Annotated in this window: 13 protein-coding genes; 9 read left to right on the forward strand and 4 right to left on the reverse strand. The window is 61.1% G+C overall.

What is annotated here, in order from left to right:
• Positions 1-152 precede the first annotated feature (152 nt).
• Positions 153-1,088, reverse strand: a complete 936-nt coding sequence (locus ACL2XP_RS14145) for a GntR family transcriptional regulator (RefSeq protein ID WP_413733419.1) — start codon at positions 1,086-1,088, stop codon at positions 153-155.
• Between the two features lie 191 nt (positions 1,089-1,279).
• Here ACL2XP_RS14145 and ACL2XP_RS14150 point away from each other — a divergent pair, with 191 nt between their 5' ends.
• The 7 genes from ACL2XP_RS14150 (at position 1,280) to ACL2XP_RS14180 (ending at position 8,324) form a co-directional block, all read left to right on the forward strand.
• Complete coding sequence (locus tag ACL2XP_RS14150; RefSeq protein ID WP_413733420.1) at positions 1,280-2,098, forward strand: ABC transporter substrate-binding protein; 819 nt, start codon at positions 1,280-1,282, stop codon at positions 2,096-2,098.
• 41 nt (positions 2,099-2,139) lie between these two features.
• Positions 2,140-2,859, forward strand: a complete 720-nt coding sequence (locus ACL2XP_RS14155) for an amino acid ABC transporter permease (protein ID WP_413733421.1) — start codon at positions 2,140-2,142, stop codon at positions 2,857-2,859.
• Positions 2,860-2,869: 10 nt separating this feature from the next.
• Positions 2,870-3,613, forward strand: coding sequence for an amino acid ABC transporter ATP-binding protein (locus ACL2XP_RS14160; RefSeq protein WP_413733422.1), 744 nt, complete (start codon positions 2,870-2,872; stop codon positions 3,611-3,613).
• Between the two features lie 50 nt (positions 3,614-3,663).
• The gene (locus ACL2XP_RS14165) at positions 3,664-4,827 is read left to right on the forward strand and encodes a M20 family metallopeptidase (protein WP_413733423.1); all 1,164 of its coding nucleotides are present in this window, start codon (positions 3,664-3,666) and stop codon (positions 4,825-4,827) included.
• A 9-nt stretch (positions 4,828-4,836) separates the two neighbouring features.
• Positions 4,837-6,045: a mandelate racemase/muconate lactonizing enzyme family protein gene (locus ACL2XP_RS14170; RefSeq protein ID WP_413733424.1), complete on the forward strand. Its 1,209-nt coding sequence runs from the start codon at positions 4,837-4,839 to the stop codon at positions 6,043-6,045.
• Entirely contained in the window at positions 6,042-7,244 is a 1,203-nt protein-coding gene (locus ACL2XP_RS14175; RefSeq protein WP_413733425.1) for a M24 family metallopeptidase, read from the forward strand. The genes ACL2XP_RS14170 and ACL2XP_RS14175 overlap by 4 nt, the downstream gene beginning before the upstream one ends.
• 159 nt (positions 7,245-7,403) lie before the next feature.
• Positions 7,404-8,324, forward strand: a complete 921-nt coding sequence (locus tag ACL2XP_RS14180; protein ID WP_413733426.1) for a dihydrodipicolinate synthase family protein — start codon at positions 7,404-7,406, stop codon at positions 8,322-8,324.
• Here the strand turns inward: ACL2XP_RS14180 and ACL2XP_RS14185 are convergent, their stop codons facing one another.
• A complete protein-coding gene (locus tag ACL2XP_RS14185) occupies positions 8,325-9,623 on the reverse strand; it encodes a glutamine amidotransferase-related protein (protein WP_413733427.1) in 1,299 nt (432 codons plus the stop codon).
• 204 nt (positions 9,624-9,827) lie between these two features.
• Between ACL2XP_RS14185 and ACL2XP_RS14190 the strand changes: the two genes are divergently transcribed.
• A complete protein-coding gene (locus tag ACL2XP_RS14190; protein WP_413733428.1) occupies positions 9,828-11,036 on the forward strand; it encodes an aminotransferase class I/II-fold pyridoxal phosphate-dependent enzyme in 1,209 nt (402 codons plus the stop codon).
• A 99-nt stretch (positions 11,037-11,135) separates the two neighbouring features.
• Here ACL2XP_RS14190 and ACL2XP_RS14195 read toward each other — a convergent pair whose 3' ends face one another.
• Together ACL2XP_RS14195 and ACL2XP_RS14200 are read right to left on the reverse strand one after the other, a co-directional pair.
• Entirely contained in the window at positions 11,136-11,828 is a 693-nt protein-coding gene (locus ACL2XP_RS14195; protein ID WP_413733429.1) for an N-acetylmannosamine-6-phosphate 2-epimerase, read from the reverse strand.
• Positions 11,825-13,387, reverse strand: a complete 1,563-nt coding sequence (locus ACL2XP_RS14200) for a PTS transporter subunit EIIC (protein WP_413733430.1) — start codon at positions 13,385-13,387, stop codon at positions 11,825-11,827. Before ACL2XP_RS14200 ends, ACL2XP_RS14195 begins: the two co-directional genes overlap by 4 nt.
• 172 nt (positions 13,388-13,559) lie before the next feature.
• Between ACL2XP_RS14200 and ACL2XP_RS14205 the strand changes: the two genes are divergently transcribed.
• Positions 13,560-14,390 (forward strand): MurR/RpiR family transcriptional regulator, encoded by an 831-nt coding sequence (locus tag ACL2XP_RS14205; protein ID WP_413733431.1) that lies wholly within the window; start codon positions 13,560-13,562, stop codon positions 14,388-14,390.
• Positions 14,391-14,491 lie beyond the last annotated feature (101 nt).

Here is a 14,491-nt window from a genome sequence, read left to right on the forward strand (position 1 = left end):
GGCGGTTGATTCCGCCTATGCGTGTGTTGACTGATGCCGCTCAAATACCCCCGTCGCAGGTTCGGCGATCGCGAATCTACCGTGCGCCGAACCTCCGGGATGGACCTACCGCATTGTTGCCATCATGCCCGCGGGCACGCCATATCGGCGGCTTAGCCGCCCTTGCTGGTTTTGCTGGTTTTGCTGGTTTTGCTGGTTTTGCTGACTTTATTGAGCACATTTTCATAGGCGGATTGCAGATGGCGGCGCATCATTTCGGCGGCCTCGGCCATGCGGCCTTCCATCACCGCATCAATAATGTCCACATGCTCGCCGCACCATTCCCGCACCCGCTGTTTATTGGTGTAACTGCCGAATTCCAGCAACCGGCGCAGCCGGTTCTGCTGAACGATGGATTGCAGCACAAAAATATTGCCGCTGAATTCCGCCAGCGTTTCATGGAAGCTGGCATCGGTATCAAAAATTTGCCGCCCGTCGATATTTAAGATATCGGGATGTGAAATCAAGAACATATGCTGTTGCCGCAAACGTATGAGCGCGCTTTTATCGGCTTGGAAGCTTTCCGATAACAGCCCGCCCGGCTCAATCATTAACCGGAACCGGTAGCCGTTGCTTAGCGCCACGTCGGTGTTCAGCGTCGGCAGAAACGACCAGCCCTGGCCTTTATTGCGCGCAATCAGTCCATCCTCCGACAGGCGCAGCAGCGTGCGCGACAGCACGTTGCGGTCGACATCGTAGCGCTGGGAGATTTCGATTTGCGTCAGGGATTCCGGCAATTTGCCGGCGATGCGGTCCCTGACCAGCTGATCATAAAGGTCCTGATCGCTGCTGGCGGGCACATCTATGCTGATACGCTGGATTTCATCATAAGGTTTCACCAGGAAAAAACCCTGGTTGCGCCGCGTTTCGATAATACCCAGCTCGCACAGTAATTTCATGGCCGCGCGCACCGGCGTGCGCGAAACGCCCGCCATATCCGCCAACTGCTGCTCGCGCAGGTGATGTCCCGGTTCGAATTTTGCCTCGCGTATCAGATCAAGGATTTGATTTGCCAGCCGCCTTCCGCTGGCCGTCGCCGTTAGAGTCATGGAGTGTCGCGTCCAAAAGTATTAGATGTATATTATTATACAATATACGCCAACACAATAATACCTGAGAAACAGCCTAAATCCCTAAAATAGTGCATCTTATGCACCAAAATAGAGCCTTGACAAGTCATTTAAATTGTATTTACTGTATCACAAAGAGCAATTGTGCTCATCATCCCCCGGAGCCTGACATGTCTAAAAAACAGTTCTTACGTCGCTATGCCGCCGTTACCCTGGCCGCGTTATGTCTGGGCGCCCCCCTGATGAGCCAGGCCGCCGCGCCTGCCCTGGTCAGCAAGGGCGAATTGACCTACGGCACCGCCGCCACGTTTATGCCCTTTGAGTACATGAAGGACGGCGCGCTGACCGGTTTTGATATTGATCTGGTAAACGCCTTGACGGCCAAGCTGGCGCTGAAACCGCAGCCGATGTCGATGGAATTCAAGGGGCTGATCCCGGCGCTGCAGGGCAAGCGATTGGATATTATCAACTCGGCGATGTATATCAATCCGACCCGTTCGGAGCAGGTGGATTTTGTCCCCTATCTGAAAATCGGCAGCCGGGTGGTGGTCGCCAAGGGTAATCCGGAGAAGATTACCGGCCGGGATCTGTCGCTATGCGGCAAGAGCATCGCCGTGACCCTGGGCGGCATCGAGGAAAGCCAGGCGCGCGTCACCAGCAAACAGTGCCAGGACGCCGGCAAGGCGGCGATTAACGTAATGACCTTCCCGGCGGCCACCGATTCGGCGGTAGCGGTGGCGCAAAGGCGCGCCGACGCTGAATTTCTCTCCACTCCCGGCGCCGTGGCGCTGCTGAGCGAAAAAGGGGATACCTTCGAAACGACGGGCGACGAATTCGAGACCGACACCCATATCGGTTTCGCGGTACGTAAAGGCGACGCGCAGATGAAAACCCTGCTGGAAAACGGCCTGAAAGAAGTAGTTGCCGACGGCACCTACCAGAAATTGATTGCTAAATGGCAGTTCCCCGCGTCGGTGGCTATTTTTTGATCACCATAAAGTTTACCGGTTGCGGTGTTTAAGGAAAGTCCATGTCCCTTGATCTTGTTTGGCAGTACCTGTTCTCACCGGCGTTCTTTCAGGGCGCGTTAATGACCCTGATGCTCACGGTGTGTTCGTTGTTTTTTGGCATCATCATGGGATTGGTGCTGGCCCTGTTGCAAGAATCCCGGTTCCGTATCTGCACGGGGCTGGCCTTCTTTTATCTTTGGCTGTTTCGCGGCACGCCGGTGCTGTTCCAGATCATCTTTGTCTATAACGTCCTGCCCGGCTTTGGAATACGTTTTTCGGCTTTTACCTGCGCCATTCTGGCGCTGTCGCTTAACGAAGGCGCGTATATGGCTGAAATCCTGCGCTCCGGCCTGCAGGCGGTACGCAGCGGACAGCGCACGGCGGGCATGGCGCTTGGGATGACCGGTGGGCAGATCATGCGCAAGATCGTATTGCCGCAGGCGGCAAGGATCGTGCTGCCGCCGATGGGCAACCAGATGATCAGCATGCTGAAATCCAGCGCGCTGGTCTCGGTGATCGCGGTGCAGGAACTGCTGCTTATCGCCAACCAGACCGCCAGCGCCAGCTTCCGCTATTTCGAGGCCCTGTGCGCCGCCGGCATCTATTACCTGGTGCTAACCAGCATTTTTATGGTCGGACAGGCCTGGCTGGAACGGTATCTCGATCCGAAAAAGCGCAGAAAACCGGCCCTGACTTTAACCGAACGCCTGTTGCGCAGCAGCACCAGCACGACACACTGAGGAAGCGTCCATGAAAAGTACAAAACCGGTACTTGAGATCATCGGCATCGATAAACATTTCGGCCCGCAGCATGTGCTGAAAAACTGCTCGCTCAACGTTGCCGAGGGCGACACCGTGGTGCTGATTGGCCCTTCCGGCTCGGGAAAATCCACCCTGTTGCGCTGCGTCAACTTGCTGGAGCCGATTGAAGGCGGCGCCATTTTTTTTCGCAACCAGGATATTACCCACGCCGATATCAAGCCGCACCAACTGCGCCAGGACATCGGCATGGTGTTTCAAAGCTACGAACTGTTTTCCCATCTGACCGCCGCCGAGAACATCATGCTGGCGCCGATGACCGTGCGCGGCGTCGGCCGCGCCGAAGCCCAGGCCCAGGCGCTGGAATTGCTGGGCAAGGTGCGCATTCCGGATAAAGCCGACGCGTTTCCTGACGAACTGTCCGGCGGCCAGCAGCAGCGGGTGGCTATTGCGCGCGCGCTGGCGATGAAACCCAAACTGATGCTGTTCGACGAGCCGACCTCCGCCCTGGACCCGGAAATGATCCGCGAGGTGCTCGACGTGATGGCCGACCTGAGCGCCGAGGGCATGACCAGCATCGTGGTGACCCACGAGATGGGCTTTGCCCGGCGCGCCGCCAACCATATCGTGTTTATGGAAAACGGCGAAATCATTGAAAACGCCCCGAGCGATAAATTTTTCGGCGGCGAAGTGAGCGAGCGCGCGCAGCGCTTCCTCGACCAGATATTGCACTGATATCCACCCCACGCCTCGTCAGGGGCCTTTATTCACTTCAGGAGATGTCGATGAGTCTTTCATCGCCCGATATCGGCAGGATGAAACGCGATCTAGCCGCGCTGGTTGCAATCAACACCGAAAACCCGCCGGGGCGCGAGCGCGAGGCGGCCGAGCATATCAGCGGACTTCTTGCCGCGGCCGGTTTTGACCTGGCCCTTAGCGAATACCTGCCGGGCAGGACCAACGTGATTGCGCGCCTGGAAAACGGCGCCGGCCCCTGCTTTGCCTTTAATACCCATATCGACGTGGTGCCGGCGGGTACCGGCTGGAGCCAGGACCCGTTCACGCTGACCGAACGCGACGGCAAATTATACGGCCGCGGCTCCTGCGACGCCAAAGGGCCGCTGGTGGCGATGCTTGAAGCAATGCGGATGCTGGCGGCCAATCCCGACGCGTGGCGCGGCACGCTGATGGGTATTTTTGTCGCCGACGAAGAAGCGGCCAGCGAGGGGGCCAAATTTTATGTACGCGAGGCGCCGGCGAAAATCGACTATGCGGTGATTGGCGAACCCACCTCCAACACCACCTACTCCGCCCATAAAGGCAGCCTGCGTCCGCTGGTGCGGGTGCACGGCGTAACCGCGCACTCCGGCACGCCGGAACTGGGCGAGAATGCGATATTCCGCGCCGCCCAGTTGCTGGGACTGGTGGAGCACGCCCACGAACACAACGTGCGCTGCCACTGCCATCCGCTGGTGGGAACCGCCAGCCTGACGGTGACGCGCATCAGCGGCGGCCATGCCGATAACGTGCTGCCCGATAGCTGCGAACTGCTGCTGGACCGCCGCATGGTGCCGGGCGAGGACGAAGAACAGGTCAAGCGGGAGATCCGTGATTTACTGGCGCTGGCGCAGGAAAAATTCGGCGTGCGCAGTGAAATCGTCACCTTTAAACCGACCACCGGCGGCGCGACGGAAACCCGATCCGACGACCCCATCGTGCTGGCGGGCCTTGACGCCTGCCGCGCCCAAGGCAACCAGGAACCGGGACCGTTTGGTTTCCAGGGCGGATGCGATCTGGTGCATTTTCGCAGCCTGGGCGCCAAAGGCATTGTCATCGGCCCCGGTTCGCTGGCCGACGCGCATAAGCCCGATGAGTTCGTGCCGATTAATGAATTTATTGCCGCCAGCGAAATTTATCGCGACGTGGCGCTGGCGATGATGCATCGCTAAGGAGCCTGGGTGAAAGCCACATTATACCGCGCCGCGCTGCGCTATCCGCATCTGCGGCTGTATACCGCCTCTTCGGGCAGCGTGGCGGCGCTTGACGAACTGTATCTGCTGCTGGAAGACCGGGGAATACGCGGCCTGGGCGAGGTGCGCATCAATATCGCCTACCTTAACGGCTACGCCCCGCAACAGGTGTTGGACGACGTCCAGGGCTACCTGCGCCTGCTCGATCTTGGCCTGGATGCCGGACAATTGCTGGCCGGACTGGACATCTGGGCCGCGGGATGCCTTGCGCCCACGCGCATGCTGCTGGATATCGCGCTGCACGATTTGCTGGCCCGGCAGCAAAATATCAGCGTCGCCCGGCTGCTGGCCGGCGATACCCGGCGGGAGCGGCTTCATACGGGTATTGCGCCGCCGATAAATAGTCCAACGCAAGGGCGGCAAGGCTCAGCCGTTGCCCCGCAGCAGGAGGATGAGGCGACCGCGCGGCTAACTTACCCGACCAACCAGACGCTGTTCTGGTCGTCGCGCGAGCAGATGCTGCAACAGGCCGATGCGTATGTCGAACGGGGTTTTACCGATCTGAAGCTGCGGGTCGGCGTGGCCGGGTTTGACCAGGACCTGGACCGCGTCGGCGCCCTGCGCCGCCGCTTCGGCGACGCCATCCGCCTGGCGGCGGACGCCAACGGCCAGTGGCCGGCGCGCGAGGCCCTGGCGCGCCTGCGCGCATTGGCGCCCTTTGATTTACGTTATGTGGAGCAGCCGATCGCCGACGGCGAGGCCGATCATGGGGACCACGGCTACCGCGCGCTGGCCGACGCCAGTCCGATCCCGCTCATGCTCGACGAGAGCATGAGCAGCGACGCCGATCTGGCCCGCATCATCGGCCTGGGGGGCAAGGTATGGGCGCACCTGAAGCTGGTGAAGATGGGCGGCCTCGGCCCAATCCTGCGCGCCGCCCGGCGGCTTAACGCCGCGGGCATACCCTTTATGATCGGCCAGATGAACGAGGGCGCGGCCGCCACCGCCGCCGCCCTGCATGCCGCCTGCGCCACCCGCCCGGCGCATGCCGAACTTTACGGCGCCGACGGGCTGGGCAACGATCCGGTCGCCGGCCTTATCTATTCTCGTGGGCTGGTCAGCAGCCCAAGCGCGTGCGGGCTGGGCGTCAATTTTGACCCTGCCCGCGCGGAATTTATCCAGGAGTTCTGTAAATGACCAACCCAACAGCAGTAGACCAAACCCCGTTGCCCGATCTGGGCCGCGTGGTGCCGGGCGGCGAATCCGCCTTCGGCGAGGGCGAGTACCGCGGCCGCATCGAGCGCGCCCGCGCGCTTCTGATCCAGGCCGGACTGGACGTCATGGTGATAACCGGCCCGGAGAATATCTTTTACCTGACCGGCCAGCAAACGCCGGGCTACTACACCTTCCAGACCCTGGTGCTGCCGGTAGAGGGAGACCCGGTATTTGTCATCCGCCAGTTGGAGTATTTTAACTTTATTTCCAATACCTTTATCCGCGACGCCGCCATTTATACCGATGGGGACAATCCGGTAAACTTCCTGCTCGGCGTGCTCAAGGAGCGCGGCTGGACCCAAAAACGCATCGGCATCGATAAACGCGGCTGGTTCCTGCCGATTGCGGTGTACGAGGCGCTACAAGCTGAACTGGGCGCCATCCACGACGCGGCGGGCGTGATTGAACAGCTGCGCGCGGTGAAATCCGCCGCCGAGCTGGAAAAAATGGCCCATGCCGCCCGCTATGTGGACGCGGGCATGCTGGCCGGACGCGCCGCCATCCGCGCCGGCGCCACCGAGAACGACCTGGTCGCCGCCATGATGGGCGCGGCAATCGCCGCCGGTTCGGAATATATGGGCATGGAGCCGCTGGTGTCCACCGGCCCGCGCACCGGCGTGCCCCATGGCACCTGGCGCCGGCGTAAAATTCTTGATGGCGATCCGATCTTCCTGGAAATGGCCGCCGCCCATGACCGTTATCATGCGGCGCTAATGCGCTCGGCATGGCTGGGCAAACCGCCGGCGGTGGCGCTGGAAATGGAAAAAACCTGCCAGGAAGCCCTGCAGGCGGCATTGGACGCCATCCGCCCCGGCGCCACCTGCGAAGCGCCGCATCTTGCCTGCCAGAAGGTGATCGACCGCGCCGGGTATACCGAAAACTTTAAAAAACGCACCGGTTATTCCATCGGCGTATCGTTCGCGCCGGACTGGGGCGAAGGGGCGATCCTCAGCCTCTACAGCGGCATCACCACCGAACTGCGGCCCGGAATGACCTTCCATATCCCGCCGGCGCTCAGGATCTATGGCGAATTTACCGTAGGCGTCAGCGAGACCATCGTGGTGACGGAAACCGGCTACCGGGCGCTAGGCTCGGTGGACCGTCCGCTCTACCGGCTGTAAGGCACCCCACGGCGGCCGATCGCCTATCCCGCGGGATAAGCATCGTCCGCTGGGATACCGGCGCCGGCGGTATCGCCCTTAAGTATGCCGTATACCCGGCCCCATGGCCGGGCGGCGGTCGCGTTTCTAATGCAACAGGAAAGACAGGAAAGCGTATTTATGAAAGACATCAGTGAAAGCCAGGCACGCCTGCGCGGTATTTTTAATATCACCGTAACCCCGTTTACGGTCGGGGGAGAGTTTGATTTCGCGGGGCTCGCCCGCAATATCGAGCGGGTTATCGAGTTGGGTTATGACGGCGTGCTGATTGGCGGCACCTATGGCGAGTTCCCGGCGATGAGCGCCGATGAGCGCGCCGAGCTGTTTCACCGGGTGATGGATGTAGTCGGCGATCGGGTGCCGGTGATGCTGTGCAGCGCCGGCTCAGACGCGCGCACGGTGCGCGACCTGACCACCCTGGCCGGCGACCTGGGCGGCCTGCCGATGGTCACCCCGCCGTTTGTCTCGGAGGTCACCGACGCGCAGATTGTCAGCTTTTTTAAACAAATGGCGCCGCTCTCGCGCACCGGCATCCTGGTCTATAACGCCCCGGGGATTGGCATCACCCTTCCGCCGGCGGTATTGGAGCAGTTAGCGGATATCGACGGCGTGGTGGGCATCAAGCAAGGCGATCTGAATCCGACCGCCATAGACCAGATAGCCAACCGCCTGGCCGGCCGCCTGCGGCTGTTCTGCGCCTCCGACCTGGCATTTCTCGGCCCTATGATGTGCGGTTTCGACGGCATCAGCAGCACCAACAGCTGCGCGCTGCCGGAGATCATCCTGGCCGCCTATCGGGCGATAGAGCGCGGCGACGCGGCCACCGCCCGCGATCTGCACCGCCTGTGGTATCCCTACCGCGCCCTGGCCCGCCGCCACGGCCAGCCGCAGTTGGTCAAGGCGGCCATGAATCTGCGCGGTTTCGACGGCCACCATGTGCGCGCGCCGCTTATCGATCTTGAGGCGGACGCCATCGCCCAAATAGCGGCCGAGCTGACCCGGCTGGCCGCCGACCCGCGCACCGGCGTATCCCTGAAGTAATTACGCTTCCCGCCGCCGCGCCGCCGCCGTGAGAAAAGCCAGCAGCAGCGGATGCGGCCGGCCGGGGGCGGACGAGAGTTCGGGATGGCCCTGTACGCCAAGATAAAAAACGTGGTCGGTAAATTCAACGCCGTCGGCAATAGTCCCGCTGTCATCGGTGGCGCTGATGCGCAGGCCATAATGTTCCAGCCCCTGCTTTAACGCCGGATTAAGCTGGAAACGGTGGTTATAGCGCATGGCCGACCGGTCGCCGAGCAGCGCGTTCATGCGGCTGCCTGGCACGCTCAGCATCATCTGCTCCCCCAGGCGGTGCCGCGGATGCCCGCGCTTCGGCGCCAGCGGCACAAAGGATTTAACCGGCGCCAGGGGTTCGGCCTCGGCCAGGTTGACCTCGCTCGATCCCAGCATGCGCTGGGCCACCGCCGTGGTCATGGTTTGCATACCCAGGCATAGCCCCAGGGTGGGAATAGCGTTATCAAGGCTATAGCGCGCCGCGGCAATCTGCCCCGCCACGTTGGCCATCGAAGCGCCGCCGGGCAACAAGACGCCGTCCGCCCGGTCGAGGATACCCGCCAGCGATTCCCGCGGCGAGGCAAACAGAATATCAAGGCTCAGCGACAAGGCGTCGGCGGCATCGCCGAGCGCCGCCGCGATGGCGGGATAAACCTCCAGCTGATCGCGCCGTGAACCCAGCAGAGCGATGCAAAGCGCCGCCTTGCCGAGTGGAACACCGTTCGCGCGGGCTAAGCCGGCTTCGACGCCGCGCGCGGGTTCGGCGGCCAAATCATCCCGGCGGGCGCCGTCGGCCGAGGGGCCGGGCACGGGATCTGCAATGTCCTGCCCGTACCAGCGGCCGTAAGCGTCGCGTCGCCACTGGCCCCAGGCGGTTTGCGTGACGCCGCCGCAGGTAAAGGCCAGGCCCGACGGCGCCATTTCCACCTGCGCCAGCCGATAGTCCAGGCCAAGTTCGTCCAATGCCCGGAGCCGGTCGGGCAATTCAGCCAGATGCGCCGGGCCGAGCGGTATCACCCAATCCTGCCCGGCCGGCAATTCGGCCAGTTCGGACCAATTTTTCGCCGCGCCGACGCCCCGTCCGCCCAAACGCTCATGCCAGATAAGCCCGCTGGCGACCAGCGGGCCGGCCGCCGCCGCATGCTGGCAGGCATCGGGATACGCCGCCAGATCCCAAGCTTGCGCCAGATGGGTCAGCGGCAGGCGCAGCCGATCGGCCAGGATAGCGGCCATGGCCCCATAGAGCGCCGGTTCCGGCGTGTCGTGCGCAACAAATATCAATGTCATGGCTTGAGGTCCCGTAAAAGTGTGCCAGGCCGTCCTTGCGCAAGGCCGGTTGGTGTCCGCGCCGCCCCAATAGCCGTCGCCAGCGTTAGAGCATCGCATAAAGACGGTAAAAAATAATGGGCATTCGCGGCGTAGACGTGATAGCTTAAATTGATTTTATTGTATCATATAATACAATTTTATTATCGTGAAATAGGGGAAATAATGGCTGTTGAACAACTTGCGCCTCGCTTACGCCGGGTAAAACCTTCGCCGACCGCGGCGATTTCCGACCAGGTTCGCGCGCTATCCGCCGCCGGCGTGGATGTTATCAATCTTGGCGAGGGCGAGCTGGATTTCGATACGCCTGCGCATATCAAACAAGCTGGCATCGACGCCATTGTACAAGGTGATACAAAATACACAGCCGTATCGGGCACGGCGGCGCTAAAAAAGGCCATTATCGCTAAATTCAGCCGCGAAAACGGCGTCGATTATACCCCCGGCGAAATCATTGCCGGCAGCGGCGCCAAGCAGCTTATTTTCAATGCCCTGCTGGCGACGGTATCCCAGGGCGATCGGGTCATTATTCCCGCCCCTTACTGGGTATCCTACCCGGATATGGTGGCGCTGGCCGAGGGCGAAGCCCACATCGTGCCCTGCGCCGAAATCCTCGGCTGGAAGCTGCGGCCCGCCGATCTGGCCGCCGCTATTACGCCAAAAACCCGTTGGCTGATCCTCAACTCGCCGAACAACCCCACCGGCGCGGTGTATTCGCGCGCCGAACTGGCGGCGCTGGCCGAGGTACTACTCGCTCATCCGCACGTGCTGATCATGGCCGATGATATCTATGAGCATATCTGCCATACGGCGGGAGAGTTCGCCACGCTGGCGCAGGTGGAACCCAGGCTCAAAGATCGCATCCTGACGGTGAATGGCGTATCGAAAGGGTATTCCATGACCGGCTGGCGGCTAGGCTACGCAGGCGGACCGGCCTGGCTTATCTCGGCCATGCAGATATTGCAATCGCAAAGCACCTCCAACCCCAGCTCCATATCCCAGGCGGCCACCGTGGCCGCGCTGGAACAGGGCCTGGGGTTTATGGACGACTGGATGGCCGCCCTGGCCCGGCGCCGGGCTAAAATCATGGCCTGCGTCAGCGCTATCGACGGCCTGGACGCGGCCGAGCCGCCCGGCGCATTCTATGTATTTGCCAACTGCGCGGGCCTGATCGGCAAAAGCACGCCGGCGGGCGCCATCCTCGCCAGCGACAGCGATGTCGCCGCCTATTTGCTCGATGCCGCCCACGTCGCCACCCTGCAGGGTTCGGCCTTTGGCGCGTCGCCCTATCTGCGGCTCGCCTACGCCATCGACGATCGCCGTCTGGATGAAGCCTGCGAACGCATCGCCCGCGCCTGCCGGGCATTACGTTAACCGCGATGTTCCCCACCCGACGCCCCGGATTACGGGGCGTTGATTACCCCGCCGCCCGGAAGGTTCCCGGTCATGATGGTCGTTGACCGGCAGACCCATTTAATGCGGCAACGCCGCCACAAAACGTTCGGTAATTTGCTGCGGACGCGTGATCGCCCCGCCCACGACCACCGCATGGGCGCCGAGTTGCAAACAGCGCGCCATCATCTCCGGCGTGGTGATATTACCTTCCGCAATCACCGGTTTATCCACCGCGGCCAGGACCGCCTTTAGAAATGCGAAATCATCCATCGGCAACGTGCGTCCCCGGGTTTGCGCGGTATAGCCATGCAAGGTGGTGCCGACACAGTCAAAACCCAGTTCCGCCGCCGTGCGCGCCTCATCCACGGTGGCGATATCCGCCATTAACGGCAACTGCGGATAGCGCCGGCGAATAGTGCGCACCAAATCACCGAGCGCGACCCCGTCCGGGCGCGGATGCGCCGTGGCATCCAGGGCAATCATAGCCGGAGCGGCGGCCATCAACTCCTCGACCTCGGCTATCGTCGCGGTAATATAGACATCAAAACCGGGGTAATCCCGTTTGAGGATGGCGATCACCGGTAAATCCACGCCGGCCATAATCGCGCGCACATCCGCCAGGCTGTTGGCGCGGATCGCCGCGGCGCCGCCCCGCTTCGCCGCCAGGGCCATGCGGCCCATGATAAAGTCACCGTGCAAGGGCTCATCTTCCAGCGCCTGGCACGATACCACCAGTTTTCCTTTAATTGCATCCAGCATGGAACGACTCATAACGCCAATATCTCCTCAATTTCATTTTTAATCACCGTCACGTGCGGACCGTAGATTACCTGTATACCTTTACCATGTTGCACCACCGCCCGCGCGCCGGTCTGCTTCAACGCCGCTTCGTTGACCCGCAGGCCATCTTTTACCGTTACCCGCAGGCGCGTGGCGCAGCAATCCAGTTCGCCGATATTGTGCCTGCCGCCCAACGCGCTGATGACCAGCGCCGCCCGCGAGCCTTGCCCGGAAGATTCGCCGTCAACCGGCGCCGCGTCATCTTCGCGTCCCGGGGTTTTCAACCGAAAGCGGGTAATCAAATAGCGGAACGAGAAATAGTAAAGGAAAAACCACGGCACCCCCACCAGCGGCACCAGCAGCCAGTGGGTTTTCGCCTCGCCCTGCAAAATACCGAACAAGATGAAATCGATAAACCCGCCCGAGAACGTCTGGCCGATGGTGATGTGCAACATGTGCGCCAGCATAAAAGCCAGCCCGTCGAACACCGCGTGCAGCACATACAGGAACGGGGCGATAAACAAGAACGAGAATTCGATAGGCTCGGTGATGCCGGTCAGGAACGAGGTCAATGCCGCGGAAAGCAGCAGGCCGCCGACCCGCTTTTTGTTTTCCGGTTTCGCCGTGTGGTACATCGCCAGGCAAGCGCCCAGCAGTCCAAACATCATGGTAATAAAGCGTCCGGACATAAAGCGCGAGGTACCGACGTAGAATTGCGCGGTATGCGGATCGGCCAGCTGCGCGAAAAAAATGCGCTGCGTACCTTCCACCAATTGCCCGTTAATGATTTCACTGCCGCCCAGCGCCGTGGTCCAGAACGGCAGGTAGAAGATATGATGCAACCCGAACGGCCCCAGCATGCGCAGGATAAAGCCATACAGGAAAGTCCCCAGATAGCCGGTCTGATCGACCAGTCCGCCCAGGCCGAAAATCACCTTTTGGCAATGCGGCCACACCACCACCATCACGCCGCCGAGCACGATCCCCGCCAGGGAACAGATAATGGGCACAAACCGCGAACCGCCAAAAAACCCCAGGAACTGCGGCAGGTCGATTTTATGGTAGCGTTGATGCAGCCAGGCGCTGACCAGTCCCACCACCACGCCGCCGAACACGCCGGTTTCCAGGGTCTGGATACCCAGCGACACTCCCTGCCCCACGGCGCCGGGATTGCCGGCGGCCAGCGTGCCGGAGAGCGTCAGCAGCGCGTTGATGGTGGCGTTCATGATAAGAAAAGCCAGCAGCGCGGCGAGGCCGGCGGTGCCTTTATCGCTACGCGCCAGGCCAACGGCCACCCCCACGGCAAACAGCACCGCCAGATTGGCGAAGACGATGGTGCCGGCGCTGCTCATCACGGTAAAAACGCCTTGTAGCCAGGCGATATCGAGAAACGGATACGCGGCGATGGTATTGGGATTGGACAGCGCGCCGCCAATGCCCAGTAATAATCCCGCCGCCGGCAGTATCGCTATCGGCAACATAAAGGATTTGCCGAAGCGCTGCGCTTGCTCAAACCAGGCGCTCTCTCCGCCGCTGCGAAATAGGGACATGAAAATTTCCTTCAGGGATTGAGGTGTTGATGGTAATTTTTACCACGATAAAATAAAAAAGAAATAATTATCGTCATAGTTTTTAATTATTGCTCCCGGACGAAAATCGGCTGGTGAAAGTCCGGCCGTCAGGCCACACTACGCTTCCAGGCCAGGAGCCGCAGAGGATCGGATGAACGAAAAAGAGAATCTATTGCTGAATCTCAGACTGGATATGCCAAGCCTGAGCCCGGCGCTGCAAAAACTGGGGGGCTTTGTGATGCGGCATGCGGAGCGCGTGCTGTATATGACCATCACTGAATTGGCGCGGGAAAGCGACACCAGTGAAGCGACCATTACCCGTTTTTGCCGCCACCTGGGGTGCAAAGGTTTTACCGAATTCAAAATGGCGCTGGCCATTAACTTGCAGCAGGCGGCGCCGGCGCTGCCCGAGGAAAGCCGCGACGATATCGCCACGCTTATCGACGAGTGCGCGCTGGCGCTGCACGATACCGGCAGGTTAATCAAGCGCGACGATCTCGACGCGGCGGCGGTTCTGCTGCATCATGCGCGCCATATACAGATCTTCGGGGTCGCCGCCAGCGCCACCATGGGGGATTACCTGCACTATAAACTGCTGCGGCTCGGTATTCCGGCCCAGGTATTCACCGATGCCCACCTGGCCGCAATGAACAGCGCCAGCCTGGCCGCTCAAGACGTTACCGTCGCTATCTCCAGCTCGGGCTCGACCCGCGATGTGCTGTATGTCGTGGAACAGGCGCGTAAACGCGGCAGCCGCGTCATCGTACTGAGCAATACCTCGCGCAGTCCGCTGGCCGCCATGGCGGATGTACTGCTGGTGGCCGCCAAACCGGAAGGCCCCTTCACCGCCGGCGCCCTGCACTCCAAGGTTGGCGTGATGCTGCTGGTGGAACTGGTGATTATGTCGCTGCTCAAATGTGACCCGCGTTACGCCCTGTGTAGCCGGGAAACGGCCAGCGTCACCCTGCCCATGCTGCTGTAGGCCGGGATTTGTATCCGTTGTCGATGCCTGGTTTTTGATGATAAAAAAGCCCTGTTCCCGCAAGAGAACAGGGCCAAATAACCTATGGAAGACTAAACCAA

The organism is Sodalis sp. RH21 (assembly GCF_047324175.1).
GTDB lineage: Bacteria > Pseudomonadota > Gammaproteobacteria > Enterobacterales > Enterobacteriaceae > Acerihabitans.